The 16,787-nt window shown below is 46.0% G+C and carries 13 protein-coding genes; 9 read left to right on the forward strand and 4 right to left on the reverse strand.

Annotation, left to right across the window (positions count from 1 at the left end; all coding sequences use genetic code 11):
- Window position 1: 1 nt before the first annotated feature.
- The 6 genes from dnaK (at window position 2) to DWX57_RS06940 (ending at window position 7,923) form a co-directional block, all read left to right on the forward strand.
- Entirely contained in the window at window positions 2-1,762 is a 1,761-nt protein-coding gene (dnaK, locus tag DWX57_RS06915; protein ID WP_120123530.1) for a molecular chaperone DnaK, read from the forward strand.
- Between the two features lie 25 nt (window positions 1,763-1,787).
- Entirely contained in the window at window positions 1,788-2,183 is a 396-nt protein-coding gene (locus DWX57_RS06920; protein WP_055222351.1) for a hypothetical protein, read from the forward strand.
- Window positions 2,184-2,237: 54 nt separating this feature from the next.
- The gene (locus DWX57_RS06925) at window positions 2,238-3,137 is read left to right on the forward strand and encodes a DUF5685 family protein (protein ID WP_117549976.1); all 900 of its coding nucleotides are present in this window, start codon (window positions 2,238-2,240) and stop codon (window positions 3,135-3,137) included.
- A gap of 3 nt (window positions 3,138-3,140) precedes the next feature.
- On the forward strand, window positions 3,141-3,950 hold the full coding sequence (locus tag DWX57_RS06930; RefSeq protein ID WP_120123316.1) for a J domain-containing protein: 810 nt from the start codon (window positions 3,141-3,143) through the stop codon (window positions 3,948-3,950).
- 301 nt (window positions 3,951-4,251) lie between these two features.
- Window positions 4,252-6,693 carry a glycogen/starch/alpha-glucan phosphorylase gene (locus DWX57_RS06935; RefSeq protein ID WP_119999534.1) on the forward strand — a complete coding sequence of 814 codons (2,442 nt, stop codon included), beginning with the start codon at window positions 4,252-4,254 and terminating at the stop codon, window positions 6,691-6,693.
- 153 nt (window positions 6,694-6,846) lie between these two features.
- Window positions 6,847-7,923 (forward strand): glycoside hydrolase family 5 protein, encoded by a 1,077-nt coding sequence (locus DWX57_RS06940; protein ID WP_120123318.1) that lies wholly within the window; start codon window positions 6,847-6,849, stop codon window positions 7,921-7,923.
- 107 nt (window positions 7,924-8,030) lie between these two features.
- Here the strand turns inward: DWX57_RS06940 and DWX57_RS06945 are convergent, their stop codons facing one another.
- Entirely contained in the window at window positions 8,031-8,246 is a 216-nt protein-coding gene (locus tag DWX57_RS06945; RefSeq protein WP_015534471.1) for a cold-shock protein, read from the reverse strand.
- Window positions 8,247-8,507: 261 nt separating this feature from the next.
- Between DWX57_RS06945 and DWX57_RS06950 the strand changes: the two genes are divergently transcribed.
- Together DWX57_RS06950 and DWX57_RS06955 are read left to right on the forward strand one after the other, a co-directional pair.
- Window positions 8,508-9,458 (forward strand): SpoIID/LytB domain-containing protein, encoded by a 951-nt coding sequence (locus DWX57_RS06950; RefSeq protein ID WP_243106185.1) that lies wholly within the window; start codon window positions 8,508-8,510, stop codon window positions 9,456-9,458.
- Window positions 9,459-9,541: 83 nt separating this feature from the next.
- Window positions 9,542-10,303, forward strand: a complete 762-nt coding sequence (locus DWX57_RS06955; RefSeq protein WP_117549984.1) for a M23 family metallopeptidase — start codon at window positions 9,542-9,544, stop codon at window positions 10,301-10,303.
- Between the two features lie 198 nt (window positions 10,304-10,501).
- On the opposite strand, the gene DWX57_RS06960 is transcribed toward DWX57_RS06955, so the two are convergent.
- Window positions 10,502-12,985 carry a GH36-type glycosyl hydrolase domain-containing protein gene (locus DWX57_RS06960; RefSeq protein WP_055145855.1) on the reverse strand — a complete coding sequence of 828 codons (2,484 nt, stop codon included), beginning with the start codon at window positions 12,983-12,985 and terminating at the stop codon, window positions 10,502-10,504.
- Between the two features lie 270 nt (window positions 12,986-13,255).
- On the opposite strand from DWX57_RS06960, the gene DWX57_RS06965 reads away from it, so the two are divergent.
- The gene (locus tag DWX57_RS06965) at window positions 13,256-13,888 is read left to right on the forward strand and encodes a nuclear transport factor 2 family protein (RefSeq protein WP_118649540.1); all 633 of its coding nucleotides are present in this window, start codon (window positions 13,256-13,258) and stop codon (window positions 13,886-13,888) included.
- A 93-nt stretch (window positions 13,889-13,981) separates the two neighbouring features.
- On the opposite strand, the gene DWX57_RS06970 is transcribed toward DWX57_RS06965, so the two are convergent.
- Both DWX57_RS06970 and DWX57_RS06975 read right to left on the reverse strand, forming a co-directional pair.
- Window positions 13,982-14,212, reverse strand: a complete 231-nt coding sequence (locus DWX57_RS06970) for a substrate-binding domain-containing protein (protein ID WP_243106186.1) — start codon at window positions 14,210-14,212, stop codon at window positions 13,982-13,984.
- A gap of 243 nt (window positions 14,213-14,455) precedes the next feature.
- Window positions 14,456-16,657 carry an InlB B-repeat-containing protein gene (locus tag DWX57_RS06975; protein WP_120123323.1) on the reverse strand — a complete coding sequence of 734 codons (2,202 nt, stop codon included), beginning with the start codon at window positions 16,655-16,657 and terminating at the stop codon, window positions 14,456-14,458.
- Window positions 16,658-16,787: the final 130 nt, after the last annotated feature.

Raw genomic sequence — 16,787 nt, forward strand, 5'->3', positions numbered from 1 at the left:
TATGAGCAGAGTAATTGGAATTGATCTTGGAACTACAAACAGCTGTGTGGCAGTGCTTGAGGGCGATCAGCCGACTGTCATACCGAATTCGGAGGGTGGCAGGACCACACCTTCCATAGTAGCCATCACGAAGAATGGCGAGAGACTGGTGGGTGAGGCTGCCAGGAGACAGATGACTGTGAATGTGGACAGAACTATCACATCCATCAAGAGAGCGATGGGAACAACATACAGAAAGAGGATAGACGGCAAGGACTATTCGCCGCAGGAGATATCCGCCATCATACTTGCAAAGCTGAAGAGCGATGCTGAGAGTTATCTGGGCGGACCGGTATCTGATGCAGTCATAACAGTTCCGGCTTACTTTGACGACAGCCAGAGACAGGCCACAAAGGACGCCGGAAGAATAGCGGGACTGAATGTGCTTCGAATCATAAATGAGCCTACATCGGCGGCTCTCGCCTATGGTCTTGACAATGGACAGGCGCAGAAGATACTTGTATACGATCTGGGCGGAGGAACATTTGACGTGTCTGTTATAGAGATAGGGGACAGCGTCATAGAGGTTCTTGCCACCGCGGGAGACAATCATCTGGGCGGAGATGATTTTGATGAGAGATTGCTGGATTACGTCATCAAGACCTTTAAAAAGGAGACAAAGGTCAATCTGGCGAAGGATATCACGGCATCCCAGAGAGTGAGGGAAGCCTGTGAGAATGCCAAGAAGGAGCTCTCATTTGCACAGACTGCACACATCAATCTGCCATTTATATCGACAGTGAAGAATCAGCCGGTGCATCTGGATATGACGATAACAAGGGAACAGTTCAACGAGCTGACCTATGATCTGGTGGAGAGAACGGCGGGACCTGTAAACCAGGCATTATCCGATGCGGGCATAACGAGAAATCAGATAGACAAAGTGCTGCTGGTGGGTGGCTCTACCCGTATACCGGCGGTTGTGGATAAGGTTCGTGCCATAACCGGCAGGGAACCATCCAAGAATATGAACCCGGACGAGTGCGTTGCCATGGGTGCGGCGGTCCAGGGAAGCAAGCTCAGCGGCGAGCTCACTGTGTCGAACAAGGTGAATGACATTCTCCTCATGGATGTGACACCTCTTTCGCTGTCCATTGAGACCCTTGGAGGCGTGGCAAATGTCATCATTCCGAGAAATTCTGCCATTCCGACTAGGGCATCAAAGATATTTACCACGGCGGGCAATTTCCAGAGGGATGTCGAGATCAAGGTATACCAGGGCGAGCGGCATTTCACAAGGGACAACAAGCTGCTAGGCAACTTCAGGCTCAGTGGTATCAAGAGAGCCATGGCGGGCGTTCCTCAGATCGAGGTCACATTTGACATGGATGCAAATGGTATCCTCAAGGTTTCAGCTAAGGATCTTGGCAGGGGCGTGGAACAGCAGATAGTGATCACATCCAGCACTAACCTTTCGGAGGAGGAGATCCGCAGAGCAAGGGAGGATGCGAAGAAGTACGAGGATGATGTGGCTGGAGCCAGAGAGTTCAAAGACATTATGAATGAGGCTGAGGCGTATGTATATAAGGTAGAGAATCTTCTTGAGACCAAGGGCGCACAGCTCGATAAAAAAGAAATGAAACGGATCAAGAGCGACTGCGAGTATCTGAGGAAGCTTGTGACACGAACAGACATGAATCATGTAGATGATGTGGAGATGGGCAGGATGAAGGAAGCCTACAGGCAGCTTCAGGAATCCGCAGAGAAGCTGGAGACAATGTAAGAATTTGCGAGGAGAATGGTGAATTATGAAAGACAAATTTATAAGATTTATGAGATCCAGGTACGGCAACGATCAGTTGTCATCATTCCTTACCTGGGGCGGATTGATTTTTATGGTGCTGGATGCATTTATCAAGACAGGGATATTTTATTTCCTTGGACTTTTCATGTTCGCTTATGGATATGTTAGGATCATGTCCAAGAACTATGACAAGCGCGCGGCTCAGAACAGATGGTTTATGGAGCACACCGCGGGCGTGAGAAATATATTCAAGCGTGCGAAGAAACAGAAGGAAGCCGGCAAGGAATACAAGATATTTGTCTGCAGCAAATGCCAGCAGATGATCAGAGTTCCAAGGGGAAAGGGCAAGATAGAGATCAGATGCCCTAAGTGCGGCAACAGATTTGTGAAGAAGTCTTAGTGATGATGCGGACTTTAGATATTTTGAGTTGAAATACAGTGTGGAGATTGAGAGATGTTTGGATATATAGTGGTGAACCAGCCTGAGCTTAAGATGAAAGAATACGATGAATACCGTAGGTATTACTGTGGCCTGTGCAAATCGCTGAAGGACAGATACGGTGCGAGAGGACAGATAAGTCTCAGCTATGATATGACATTTCTGGTCCTTCTTCTGACGGGACTGTACGAACCGGAGAAGCTTTCGGGCCGCAGAAGATGTATCGCACACCCTACATCGAAGCATACTTATGTACAGAACGAGTACACGGACTATGTGGCGGACATGAACGTGATACTTACCTATTACAAATGCATAGACGACTGGGATGATGAGCATATGTTTACCCGGAAGCTGTATGCGGATGTGCTGCTCGCCGGGAAAAATGGCAGGAGGCTCAAGGAAGATTATCCACAGAAGATCCAGGTTATAGCGGAGAACCTCAAGGCGATAAGCGAGCTGGAGGAGGTGGGATCCGATGATATGGACGCATTGTCGGGGCATTTTGGCAATATAATGGCAGAGATATGTGCCCCGAAACATGATGAGTGGGAAACATATCTCCGCACCATAGGCTATTATCTGGGCAAATTTGTCTACATAATGGACGCGTATGACGATATAGAGAAGGATATAGGTGCTGGAAATTACAATCCATTCGTGTGCAGGCTTGCGCATGAGCTGGGTGTTGAGGTACAATCAGTGGGTGCGGATAAAACCATAGAACAGGACAAATGGCAGGAGCTTGCAGAGTGGACGAAGGATGTTCTGATGATGATGGTGGCACCACTTGCAAAAGAGTATGAGATGCTTCCTATTATTGAAAATGTAGGTATACTCAGGAACATAATATACTCAGGAATATGGGAAGCATATTATTCGACTACAAATAGAAGATGCGGCGATGAGGAATAAATTATGAAAGATCCTTACGAGGTGCTGGGACTCAAAAGAGGTGCCAGCGAAGAAGAAGTAAAAAAAGCATATAGAAGGCTGAGCCGGAAGTATCATCCGGATGCGAACATCAACAATCCTCACAAGGATGAGGCTGAGGAAAAGTTCAAGGAGATACAGCAGGCGTACAAGTCCATAGTGAGCGGCGAGGCTGACCGTGCAAGTTACGGTGGTGCTGGTGGGTATGGAACTGGAAGCTCGCAGGACTACGGCGGCGGTTATGGATCTGGCGGTTCATATGGTCCGTATGGTGGAAGTTCTTACGGCGGTTCGTCAGGAGGCTACGGACAGTATGATGATCCATTTGGCGGTTTCGGAGGATTTGGCCCATTTGGTTTCGGTGGCTATCAGAGACAGAATGACTACGATCCGAATGATAAAGATTCCAGATATTTTCAGGCCGCGAAGAACTATATGAACAGCGGAAGCTATGAGGAGGCGAAGAACGTCCTCAATCAGATAGAGAATCACGATGCCAAGTGGCACTATTACAGTGGCGTGTGCAACGCCGGACTTGGCAATCAGATAAGAGCCATGGAGATGCTGAAGCGTGCAATGGAGCTTGAGCCGGGCAATCAGGAATACCGTCAGGCATATGAGTCCATCAAGAGCGGCCGTCAGTGGTACATGGACAGAGGTGCCGGGTATGGAATGGATATGCCAACCGGCGGAAAGTTTTGCAACAACCTTTGTACCATATGTGCTCTCATGTCGTGCTGCATGGGCGGTATGCCTTGCGTGTGCTGCATGCCGAGTGGATACGGACGAAGTTAGATATAAAACCCCTAGGAGTTGCCTCTCCCAGGGGTTTTATATCGTATACGTGGAGCATTTACAATATTCTAGTAATCATTGAAAACGCAAGAACCCCCAATTAATCTCGATATTATCAGACATTTATCGCCTTTTATGTAAAAAAACTGCAAATTCTATTTGACTATAGTCTAATTTTATAGTGTTATTTAACAAATTTTTTCTCATGTATTGTTAAAAAAAAAGGTTGATGATAGAATGAAACAGTGAAAATGGAAAAAATTATATCTATTTATCCAAGGAGGGAATGAATCAGATGAAGATGTTAGCAGATTTCGATAAGGAAGGCTTCAAGAAGGAAGTCATTACTAACGTAAAGACCCTTTTCCGCAAGCCTATCGAGGAGGCTACTCCACAGCAGGTATTCCAGGCAGTCAGCTACGCAGTAAAGGACGACATCATTGACAGATGGATTGCTACACACAAGGAGTATGAGAAGAAGAACGTCAAGACAGTTTATTATCTGTCTATGGAGTTCCTTATGGGTAGAGCACTCGGTAACAATCTTATCAACTTGACTTACTACGATGCAGTTAAGGAAGCACTTGACGAGTTAGGATTTGACCTGAACTTTATAGAGGATCAGGAGCCTGATGCCGCTCTGGGTAATGGCGGTCTCGGACGTCTTGCAGCTTGTTTCCTTGATTCATTGGCAACACTTGGTTATCCTGCATACGGTTGTGGTATCAGATACAAGTATGGTATGTTCAAGCAGGGTATCAAGGATGGATATCAGGTTGAGATGCCGGATGACTGGCTCAAGGATGGCAACCCATTCGAGGTTAAGCGTTCAGAGTACGCTGTTGAAGTTAAGTTCGGTGGATATGTCAGAGTTGAGAACAAGAATGGCAGAAACTACTTTATACAGGATGGATATCAGTCAGTTCGTGCCGTACCTTATGACCTTCCAGTCATCGGTTATGGCAACAACGTTGTAAATACACTTAGAATCTGGGATGCCGAGGCAATCCAGGAGTTCTGCCTTGACTCATTTGACAAGGGTGAGTATGAGAAGGCAGTAGAGCAGCAGAACCTTGCAAAGACTATCGTTGAGGTTCTCTATCCAAATGACAATCACTACGCAGGTAAGGAGCTCAGACTGAGACAGCAGTATTTCTTCATCTCAGCTTCAGTTCAGAGAGCAATCCTCAAGTTCAAGGAGCTCAACAAGGATATCCACAAGCTGCCAGAGAAGGTGACATTCCAGATGAATGATACACACCCAACAGTAGCAGTTGCCGAGCTCATGAGAATCCTCATGGATGAGGAAGGCCTTGAGTGGGATGACGCATGGGATATCACAACAAGAACATGTGCATACACCAACCATACGATCATGGCAGAGGCACTTGAGAAGTGGCCTATCGAGCTGTTCTCAAGACTGCTTCCACGTATCTACCAGATCGTTGAGGAGATCAACAGAAGATTCGTTCTCAAGATCCAGGAGATGTATCCGGGCAACCAGGATAAGGTTAAGAATATGGCAGTTCTGTACGATGGCCAGGTTAAGATGGCTCATCTTGCAATTGCAGGTTCTTACTCAGTAAACGGTGTTGCAGCTCTTCATACCAAGATCCTTGAGGAGAGAGAGCTTAAGGACTTCTATGAGATGAGACCAGAGCAGTTCAACAACAAGACAAATGGTATCACTCAGAGACGTTTCCTGCTTCATGCTAACCCACTTCTTGCAAACTGGATCACAGACAAGATCGGTGACGAGTGGATAACCAATCTTTCACACCTTAAGAAGCTTAAGGTATATGTGAACGATGAGAAGTGCCAGCATGAGTTTATGAACATCAAGTACCAGAACAAGATCCGTCTTGCAAAGTACATCAAGGAGCACAACAATGTGGATGTAGATCCTCGTTCAATCTTCGATGTACAGGTTAAGAGGCTTCATGAGTACAAGAGACAGCTCCTGAACATCCTTCATGTTATGCATCTGTATAACAGACTGAAGACAGAGCCAGAATTCGATATGTACCCAAGAACATTCATCTTTGGAGCAAAGGCATCAGCAGGATATAAGAGAGCTAAGCTTATCATCAAGCTCATCAACTCAGTTGCAGATGTTGTCAACAACGATGCTTCAATCGAAGGCAAGATCAAGGTTGTATTTATAGAGAACTACAGAGTATCCAATGCCGAGATCATCTTCGCAGCAGCAGATGTATCAGAGCAGATCTCAACAGCTTCAAGAGAGGCTTCAGGTACAGGTAATATGAAGTTCATGCTGAACGGTGCACCTACACTTGGAACCATGGACGGAGCAAACGTAGAGATCGTTGAGGAAGTTGGCATCGAGAACGCATTTATCTTCGGACTCTCAGCAGAAGAGGTTATGAAGTATGAGCGCGAGGGCGGCTACAACCCAATGGATATCTACAACAACAACCAGGCTGTAAGAAGAGTTCTCACACAGCTTATCGATGGCACTTATGCAAAGGATGATCCGGACAGATTCAGAGATCTCTATGATTCTCTCACAAAGGAAGATGTATACTTCATCCTCAAGGACTTCGATTCATATGCAGAGGCTCAGCAGAAGGTTGACAAGGCATACCAGGATGAGAAGGGCTGGGCAAAGATGGCTATGCTCAACACAGCATGCGCTGGAAAGTTCTCATCAGACAGAACTATCGAGGAGTATGCAAAGGAGATCTGGAAGCTTAAGAAGGTTAAGGTTTCCCTTGATAAGTAATTATCAGATAGAATGAAATAATAAATAACAAACGGGCATCATATGGTAATGATCGTATGGTGTCCGTTTTTATTTTGCATCTGTTAATACATCCGCGCCTATGTTATGATAGATATATATGTTACGTTGTGATGAAAAGGGGGCTATAAACATATGAAAGGTAGAAAATTGAGACACAGACTCACGGCTCTGCTGCTCGCATTTGCAATGATATTTACAGCGGTTGCCGTACAGCCGAACTGTGATGCATTTGCAGCTACGAAGGTAAAGACGCCGGTGGCGACACATGGAAGACTGTCTGTGAAGGGAGCAGATCTGGTGGATGCCAAGGGCAAGAAATTCCAGCTCAGGGGAATCAGCACACACGGTATCAACTGGGATGTGGGATATCCTTATGTGAACAAGGCGGCGTTCAAGACTCTGAGAGACGACTGGGGAGTTAATGCGGTAAGACTTGCCATGTATACATCTGAATACAACGGCTATTGTGCGGGCGGCAGCAAAGCGGCACTTCGAAATCAGATATACAAGGGCGTGAAATATGCGACCGACCTCGGCATGTATGTGATCATCGACTGGCACATACTCAACGACGGAAATCCTATGACACAGGTTGCAGAGGCAAGAAGATTCTTTGCAACTATGGCGAAGAAGTATAAGAAACAGAAAAATATCATTTATGAGATATGCAATGAGCCAAATGGCTGCGACTGGAAGACCGTCAAGCGATATGCGTCCCAGGCCATAAAGGTCATAAGAAAGTATGACAAGAAGGCGATCATCGTAGTGGGAACGCCGACATGGTCCCAGCTCGGTTCGGATGGCACACACAATGAGGTTGCGGATAACCCTATCAAGGGCTACAAGAATATAATGTACTCACTCCATTTCTATGCTAATGAGTGGAGCCACAACCGGTATCTTCCTGCGAAGCTTGCATACGCAAGGAAGAAGGGGATAGCGGTCATAGTCACAGAGTTCGGAATGTCCGCGGCAAGCGGCGATGGAGGCATAAGCAAAGCCTACACCGGCAAATGGCTGACCAGACTCAACAAGGCGAATGTCAGCTATTTCTGCTGGAGTCTCAGCAATAAGAATGAATCGGCATCCCTCCTGGCGTCGTGGACGAGCAAGACGAGCCGGTGGAAGACGAGTGAACTGTCTGAGGCAGGCCGTTATATCAGAGCGAAATACAGAGCCCGCAAGAAGGCTCTCGGAAGCAGGGCGTAACGGGAAGCCGTGAGGAAACCGTGATATTAACAAGCAATAAAAAACAGGCGCTATATAGATCGAAGATCTGTATAGCGCCTGTTCTTGTGTTAATGGTTATATGTGAATTAAGCTACAACTGTTACGTTAGTTGCTCTCTCCTTAGAAGCGTCCTTAGGATCAGCCTCTACGTCAAATGTAACCTTCTGTCCCTCGTTAAGAGTCTTATATCCATCAGAGTTGATTGCTGAAAAATGAACAAATACGTCCTTTCCTGTCTCATCATCTGAGATGAATCCATAACCCTTTTCTCCGTTGAACCACTTAACTGTACCGTTCTTCATCACGAGTACCTCCTAAAAATGAAAATTTGTACTCAATGAAAACACTACAATATACCTTATAGAGAATACTCCAAAGAAAAGCTTACCTTATATAGCAATCGAACCGTTAATCTTGAATACGCTATTATCATATTATGTCATGTTGCATTTGTCAATAAACGATACGACTAAAATTTGCGTTAAGATTTCTCAGTAAAAAGGGTATATGAGCAGTGTAAAAACGATATATATATAAGAGGTATAAAAATGCGGGAGGGTGAAATGAGAAATGCAAAGACGATCATTATAGGGATTGCGTGTGCTATGGCACTTGCTTACATAATATCAGGAATATACGACAAGGCGGTTGGGGGAGATGACACTGACGGATCGGCAAAAAGCGGACGCAATGTGTGTATTTATGATAATGGGGAGTATTCCCTCGTGGATGTGGAAGAGTATACAGCATCGACGCTGGCGGGAATGATGAGTGACAAATGGAGCGATGAAATGCTCAAGGCGGTCGCAGTTGTGGTTAGGACCGGAATCTATTACCAGATGGATGAAAATGACAGGAATTCCGCCACACAGGGGCAGACAAAGAATCTTATAAATGAGTCCCAGCTCCGGGAGATAAGATATACGGAATCGCAGCTCAAGAAGAAATGGGGAGGCGAGTGCTCCGGGATAATGAGAAGGGCGGAGAAGGCGGTGTATGCGACCGGTGGACAGGTTATGAAATACGGTGGAGAGGTAATACTTCCGGCGTATCATATGATAAGTACAGGGCATACTGTGAGTGCACAGGAAATATATGGGCATGACATACCGTATCTCAGGCAGGTGGCAAGTGATGTGGATCAGATAGCGGAGGACTTTTCGACCACTGAGATATACAGCGGGGACAGGCTTCAGAAGATATTCAGAAAATGGATAGACGCTGACAATATGACGGATGAGGTCAAGGTTATGACAGCCACAGAATCTGGATTTGCACAGACCATAAATGTATTTGGGAGCGAGCTGGAGGCTGATGTTTTCAAAGAACAACTGGGACTTGCCTCGACGAATATACACATAGATAAGGTTAAGGATGGATACAGGATCATAACGGTGGGCGTTGGAGATTCTCTGGGAATGTCACTGTATGGGGCGTCTGTATTGGCGGAAAATGGAGAGAAGTATGATCAGATCCTCAGGTATTATTATACTGGAATAGAGATTGCAAAATAAAGGCTGATAAAAAACATTTACACATTCAAATCATCTGTATATAAGTGCCAATAAGTGGACATGATACAGATGAGGTGATGAATATGAAGAAATTTTTGGGCGGCATAAAGAAGAATATATTTTATATCTCGCTCATCACAGGCATGGCAGTGCTTGTGACAGTGCTCGGACTTTATAACGCACAGACCAATTCAAAGGAGAAGACCATAACAATAGGACAGAATACGCCGAATGACAGTACGACGGAAGCCGATGCGAAGGAAGCTTTGAACGATAAGAAAAATGATAAGAACAGCGGAGTGTCGGATGAAGGTACATCAGAGCAGAAAGATATTGAGACGGATAATACCATAGAGAATTCCGCTGCATCCACAGCGGAGAGTGAGAGTGCTGAGACTGGAGCTTCAGGAGTTTCAAATGACAGCCTGCATTACGATCCAAAGGATAGCATATCATGGCCTATAAATGGCAATGTGATAATTCCTTACAGCATGGATATGACAGTGTATTTTGAGACACTCAAGGAATACAAGTGCAGCCCTGCAATGGTAATTGAGGCGCAGACGGGCGATGAGGTCAAGGCTGTATATGAGAGCAAGGTAGCGGAGGTCTCAAGCAACCCAGAGCTGGGCAATTACGTCAAGCTTGAGCTTGGAGACGGCTACACCGTGACACTTGGACAGCTTCAGGATGTGAAGGTTGCACTTGGCGAGCATCTGGACGCCGGCCAGGTAGTGGGAACCATTGGCGAGCCAAGCAGATTCTACAGCGAGGAAGGAAGCAATCTCTATTTTGCAGTCGAGAAGGACGGCAATCCTGTGGATCCAATGCTGCTTATACAGTAGAGGGAGGGTTGGACAGGTTGCTAAGTTGTATCTTTTGTGAGGATAACATAGCGTTTTGCAACAATCCCGTGGCGGGATGAAGAAGATAGGCCATATAAACAAAAGAGCCCCACAATATCTAAAATAGATATTGTGGGGCTTTTGCACTATATACTTACGTATATTTTCTTAAATGTGCTTTATAATCCACGGTCTATATTAGCCCATTACAACCTCTACTGAGTGAGTCTTGCCATCGCCAAATGCTGGGATAACGTTGCCCTCGATAGCGTTGCCATCAACGAGTACGCTCTTAACGCCCTTGTTGATGTGATCTGGGTTAGAAACCTTGATGTCGTATGTAGCACCACGGAACTGACGTGTAGCTGTCATTCCATCCCATGCAGCAGGAATTGATGGATCGATCTTCAGACCATCGAAGTCTGCTGAGATACCAAGGATGTACTGTGATATAGCTACCATGTTCCAAGCAGCAGTACCAGTCAGCCATGAGTTCTTACCCTGACCGAAGTGGTTGCCCGGCTTGCCGATATCAGATCCGGCATCCTTACCACCGATCATCTGGCCGTATACATATGGCTCAGTCTTGTGTATATCTGATGTCTCCTCAGTGAAAGCTGGAGCTATCTCTGAGTAGTACTTAAATGCCTGATCACCGGCACCTGCGTAAGCAGCAGCACAGATGATCCATGCATTGTTATGTGTGAAGATTCCGGCATTCTCCTTGTATCCACCTGGGTATGTAGAAATCTCACCATACTGGATGTAATACTTTGTAAATGCTGGGTTGTTGAGTACAAGTCCGTGCTGTGTATTAAGTCTCTCATCGATTGCAGCAAGAGTCTTCTTGTCGCAGCCCTGATCCTTACCGATGTCTGACATGATAGCGAATCCCTGTGGCTCGATGAAGATCTGACCTTCCTCGCACTCCTTGGATCCCATCTTCTCACCGTTTGCATCGTAAGCTCTGAGGAACCAGTCGCCGTCCCATGCTGACTCCATGATGTTGGCCTTCATCTTGTCGATCTCAGCCTGAGCAGCATCAGCCTCAGCGTCCATTCCAAGGTGCTTAAGGATAGCAACGTAGTTAGGACCTGCATATGTGAAGAGTGTAGCAACCATAACTGACTCAGCAACCTTTGAGTATCCACCCTCAGCAGCGAACTTAGGGTTGGTGTATGTCTGGAAGCTCTCACCTGGTGTATCTGAGAAGCATGAAAGGTTGATACAATCGTTCCAGTCAGCTCTCATTGCAAGTGGAAGTCCGTGTGGTCCAAGGTTGTTTACGATCTTGTAGAATGAAACCTTGAGGTGGTCAAGCATAGGTTTTGCAATTGACATATCGTTGTCATATGGAACCATCTCGTCAAGGATGCCCCAGTCACCAGTTTCCTTGATATAAGCTGAAACTGAAAGGATCAGCCATAATGGATCATCTGAGAAGTCTCCACCGATATCTGCGTTACCCTTCTTGGTAAGTGGCTGGTACTGATGGTAGCATCCACCGTCTGGGAACTGTGTTGAAGCTATATCGATGATTCTCTCTCTTGCACGATCAGGGATCTGATGAACAAATCCAAGCACATCCTGGTTGGAATCACGGAATCCCATACCACGGCCGATACCTGACTCGAAGTATGAAGCTGAACGTGAAAGGTTGAATGTAACCATACACTGATACTGATTCCAGATGTTGACCATACGGTTAACCTTGTCATCAGGTGTGTTAACGTTGAGAATGCTCAACAGTCTGTTCCAGTGCTCCTTGAGCTCCTCAAGACCTGCAGCAACCTTCTCAGGAGTGTTGTACTTCTCGATCATCTCGAGAGCCTTTACCTTATTGATAGTCTTGCCGTCTGCCTCGAACTTCTGGTCAACAGGCATCTCAACATATCCAAGTATAAATACAAGAGTCTTTGTCTCGCCTGGAGCAAGAGTGATCTTCTTGTAGTGTGAAGCGATAGGTGACCATCCATCAGCAAATGAATCATTTGACTTGCCAGCCTCAACAGCCTGTGGGTTGTGGAAGCCATTGTAAAGTCCGATGAATGAATCTCTGTCTGTATCGTAACCATCGATCTCGTCATTCACTGTGTAGAATGCGAAGTGGTCACGTCTGTCTCTGTACTCTGTCTTGTGGTAGATAGTTGATCCGACAACCTCTACACGACCTGTACTGAAGTTTCTCTGGAAGTTGGTGCAGTCATCCTGTGCATCCCAGAGACACCACTCCTCAAATGAGAAGAATGAGAATGTCTTCTCCTCTGAGCCTTCATTTGTAAGAACGACCTGCTGAACCTCTCCAGCGTAGTTCTGAGGAACAAAGAAAGTAACCTCAGCCTTAAGGTCATTCTTCTTACCTGTGATGATTGTATATCCCATACCATGACGGCACTGATACTCGTCAAGCTCTGTCTTTACCGGTGACCATCCCGGATTCCATATTGTACCATTGTCGTTGATATAGAAATAACGTCCGCCCATATCTATAGGCACGTTGTTATAACGATATCTTGTGATTCTACGAAGACGAGCGTCCTTGTAGAAGCTGTAACCTCCTGCAGTGTTGGAGATCAGTGAAAAGAAATCCTGTGTTCCAAGGTAGTTGATCCAAGGATAAGGAGTTCTAGGAGATGTGATGACATACTCCTTGTTGGCATCATCAAAATAACCAAATTTCATGTAGCATATACCTTCCTTCCAATGTTTTGTGAAGGCTTCCAGATGGCTATGCCAGCCCCCCTGAAGCCGCTTTTGTATCGACTTGTGCTAAATTCTCCCTTAAAGTCAGCCATACACTCTGATTATATAATAAAAGACTTTAAAACACAACAAAGTTATAGTGAAAATTGCACAATTACTAAATGTATTAATTCCTGTATTTGAGTAATTAATTGATGCTTATGCTGTGTTATACTGTGTAGTATCAAAACAGTATAGGAGTTATTTACTATGGGAAAAAATGAAACTAAGAATTATGTAGGCGGAAGCGGAATGGATGATATGGAGCTGGACGAGCGTGATATACAGCTTATGGAGGAGAGCAGAAAAGAAGGCAAAAAGAAGCTGTTTATAGCACTTGGTGCGATCGTGTTAGCAGTGATAGTAGTGGTGATATACATAGTTGTCAGAAAAAATATGACCGGAAAATCAGAGAGCGAGGATCTGATAAAGACCTACATGGAGGGCCTTGAGGAGGCGGATCTTGACAAGGTGGAGAGTGTTATGGATCCTGATACCATAGACAGCGATTCGTCAAAGGATCTGGTCACTGTGTTCCAGACTTATAAGGAAAATAATATAGAATATACAGTCAGCTATACCATGGGTGATGGGCATGTGGCAGAGTCCGGCGATCTGGCGGCAGTCAGCAGCACTGTATATGGAAAGACCCAGAAGGAAGCAGGTATATCAAAGGGTTATGTCATTCCGGTTACCGGAACGATAATGATGACATTCCAGGGTCAGACTTCACCGTATGATCTGGACATGGATATCATTTGTTATGAGAAGGATGGAGAGTGGTATCTCGGCGGAACAGTTATGACTACGGGAGATACGACTACAGATGATACGACAGAGTAGTCACGAGAAGGACAACTGCTGGATACAGATATTGAATACAGAAACTGAATATATGGACATGGATACATGAACAGACGACAAATGGTGCGGATATTAAATGTAATATTCGCACCATTTGCTGTCTTCTGCCAGTGTGCAGCTATCTCTCTTGATGAGCTTGCACTGGAGCTCAATTCTTGCGACTCCATTGTGACCGCCCTTGAGTCTGTCCATTAGAAGCTGCAGGGCGAAATGCCCCATGTCCGTCTTGGATATCTCCACGGTGGTCAGCATCGGAGTTGTGTACTGGGCTTCCTCGCACATCCTGCGGATTACAGAATCCACGTTCTCATACCTGCATCTCCTGTCGTCGGAGAAGATGGACCGATACCATACCTTGGACAGGATGCATCCGTTCTTGTGGATTTCACTCTCTATGACATGCAGCAGTTCTGTAAAGAATGGGTCCGACGCTCTGGGCGATGTCTTTTATGGATGCCACGGTCGTTTCTTATGTTCATGCTGTTACCTCCATTCAGTCTATGCCGCTGACTATTCTGACGTGCTGCCTTATTGAACTTTTCGGTATTATTTCTTCTTCATACCTGAAATTATGATTATCACAAACGAGATGAGGATGGTTGCAAGCACTGTTATAAGGATTATGAGCTGCAGGTTATGTACCTTGCTTTTACTCTTATTAGTGGAAGAGTAGCTGCCCACGGTGAGTGTGCTCTCTTCTGTTGTGACCTCAGTGGTCGTCTCGGTTGTGGTACGCTCTATCGTGGATATCTCAGTTGTGGTCGCCTCGGTCGTCACAGGGGTAAATGTATTTCTATACTCAGTGGTGACCTCGGTCGTACTTGCCGTTGTCGCCTCGGTTGTGGCTCTGGTAGTTGTCTGTGTGGTTGTGGAAGTCTTCTTCTTGGACACTGTAAATGTTGTCACAGCATCTCCGGTCTTGGATCTGATGGTTATGGTGTGGCTTCCGACCGAGAGGGATTCAAGATAGCTCGTCTTGAGCTCGATTATGATGCTTCCCTCTTTCTTGTTGTAATATGAAGGGTCAAGTTCCTTGTCATCTATGAGGACACAGACAAAGTCAGCGTACTCAGCGTTCGATCTGAACTTGATAGTGTTCTTGCTGGCCTTGCTCCATTTGCTTCCCTTGCCGCCGGTGATCTCGGGTGCTGCCTTGTCGATGACTGTGTCAGCCTTGCTTATCTCCTTTGTACAGCCCTTGTTGCTGAAATATTTCTTGCAGGCTGAGCAATACCAGTATTCTATATTGCCCTTGCTGGAGGTGGTTGCTGCTACATAATCAGTTTTCTTAAGGTCTGTGTGGTTCGTTGTGCTGAGTTTGCCGTAGCTCTTGCCGCACACAGAGCACACTGCCTTCTTCTGGCAGGTTGCGGTTCCACCGGAGCAGTCCTGGATGACCTTATATCCACAGCCCTTGTTCTTGCACTTGCGGGAGTGGGTTTTGCCGTTGCCATCACTTGTCCAGTTGCCGAGGTCGTGGCTGCTCTTGCCCTCCACGACGATCTCACCGCAGTAGCGGCATTTCTGAGGTGTCGTGCAGTCACCGTCGTCGGTTTCTGCGGTGTGTTTCTTGTTTATTGTTACAGTCAATTTGGTTTCATTTCCCGCCTTGTCGGATACGATGATGGTCTGCTCACCATCTGTGGCTTCCAGAGCAAGTGAGTGATCGTCGTCAAGGGATTTCTCATCGCCGTTCACTGTGACCTTTGCCAGATGGGATTCCTTCACGGTCATCACGGCTGACAGGCAGTAAGTCTCTCCGTCGGCGATTCCTGTGACCTTTGGCGCGTGTGTGTCGATGATGAAACCATCTGTGGATAAGTATGTTGTTTTGCCGTCCTCTGATGAAAGCTTTGCGTATACAACATATTTGCCCTCGTCCTTTATGGAAAATGATTTCTTATACTCGGTAAATGTTGCTGCACCCAGATCGTCCGATGACAGAGCTGAGTCGCTTATCAGGTAGCCGACTGTGATGGAAGGGTCGGAGTTGTTGTCACAGGTGATGGTAACCTTCTGGGCCTTGTTGTAATACTGCTCAAATGATGATACATCTTGGAGACCGTTCCAGCTCTTATCGCCCATGCTGATGGTGCCTGTAGGAGCAGAGTCTGATTTCCACATCGCATAAAATACCAGGTTTCTTTTAGCCGATGAGTCATCAGTATCGGAATACTCATATCCGTTATCTGCCGCCTTCTCAAAGGAAGAGGTGTATATGATGTTCACGGTCTTGCCTGATCCGTCGGACTTCGTGTTCCAGCCCTTGAACTCATAGCCCTCACGGGTCGGTGGGTAGTCGTTCAGTGCCACGCCATATCCTGATCCTGCTACATCAAAGTCATATGTTCCGCTGTCCGCATCTCCGAGCTTGCCTCCATTTGCATTCAGTGTGAAGGTGAGTCCTGAACCGGAGAAGCTGTCCTTGGTGTACATCGCTGTCAGCTTTATACGGTTTGTAGACTGGAAGTATGATGTGTCAATGCTGGTGACCTTTGTCTTGTCGTTGTACCATCCGGTGAATGTAAAGCCGTCTTTCTCCGGCTTGTACTTTGACAGGTCAACAGTCGTAAATTCTGCTGATGGGCTGCTTATCACAGTGGAAGTCTCCCCTGATAACTGTCCTCCTGCTGCATCCAACTCCAGATAGTATGTGTCTGGATCGTCGGTATCTTCTGCAAATGCTGTGAAGCATGTCATACAGAACATTGCCGCGAAAACCAGTAAAAATCTAAGTATCTTTTTCATAGAATCCCTCCTTGCATATGGTATTATAATAATTTTATTATACTGGGGGGAGAAAAACAACGAGACAGGGGAAAAATTAATAATATGAAAGAACGGCCTCCACCGGGAGACCGTTCCATAGAAAATGTCA

This window comes from Coprococcus sp. AF19-8AC, from assembly GCF_003603115.1.
GTDB classification, from domain to species: domain Bacteria; phylum Bacillota; class Clostridia; order Lachnospirales; family Lachnospiraceae; genus Coprococcus; species Coprococcus aceti.

What these genes read in the sequence shown, in the direction of transcription:
- DWX57_RS06965 (WP_118649540.1), top strand. Translation starts at nt 13,256, where the DNA reads ATGGGAAAAAATGAAACTAAGAATTATGTAGGCGGAAGCGGAATGGAT.
- DWX57_RS06955 (WP_117549984.1), top strand. Translation starts at nt 9,542, where the DNA reads ATGAAGAAATTTTTGGGCGGCATAAAGAAGAATATATTTTATATCTCG.
- DWX57_RS06960 (WP_055145855.1), bottom strand. Translation starts at nt 12,985, where the DNA reads ATGAAATTTGGTTATTTTGATGATGCCAACAAGGAGTATGTCATCACA.
- DWX57_RS06975 (WP_120123323.1), bottom strand. Translation starts at nt 16,657, where the DNA reads ATGAAAAAGATACTTAGATTTTTACTGGTTTTCGCGGCAATGTTCTGT.
- DWX57_RS06930 (WP_120123316.1), top strand. Translation starts at nt 3,141, where the DNA reads ATGAAAGATCCTTACGAGGTGCTGGGACTCAAAAGAGGTGCCAGCGAA.
- DWX57_RS06920 (WP_055222351.1), top strand. Translation starts at nt 1,788, where the DNA reads ATGAAAGACAAATTTATAAGATTTATGAGATCCAGGTACGGCAACGAT.
- DWX57_RS06925 (WP_117549976.1), top strand. Translation starts at nt 2,238, where the DNA reads ATGTTTGGATATATAGTGGTGAACCAGCCTGAGCTTAAGATGAAAGAA.
- dnaK (WP_120123530.1), top strand. Translation starts at nt 2, where the DNA reads ATGAGCAGAGTAATTGGAATTGATCTTGGAACTACAAACAGCTGTGTG.
- DWX57_RS06935 (WP_119999534.1), top strand. Translation starts at nt 4,252, where the DNA reads ATGTTAGCAGATTTCGATAAGGAAGGCTTCAAGAAGGAAGTCATTACT.
- DWX57_RS06950 (WP_243106185.1), top strand. Translation starts at nt 8,508, where the DNA reads ATGAGAAATGCAAAGACGATCATTATAGGGATTGCGTGTGCTATGGCA.
- DWX57_RS06945 (WP_015534471.1), bottom strand. Translation starts at nt 8,246, where the DNA reads ATGAAGAACGGTACAGTTAAGTGGTTCAACGGAGAAAAGGGTTATGGA.
- DWX57_RS06940 (WP_120123318.1), top strand. Translation starts at nt 6,847, where the DNA reads ATGAAAGGTAGAAAATTGAGACACAGACTCACGGCTCTGCTGCTCGCA.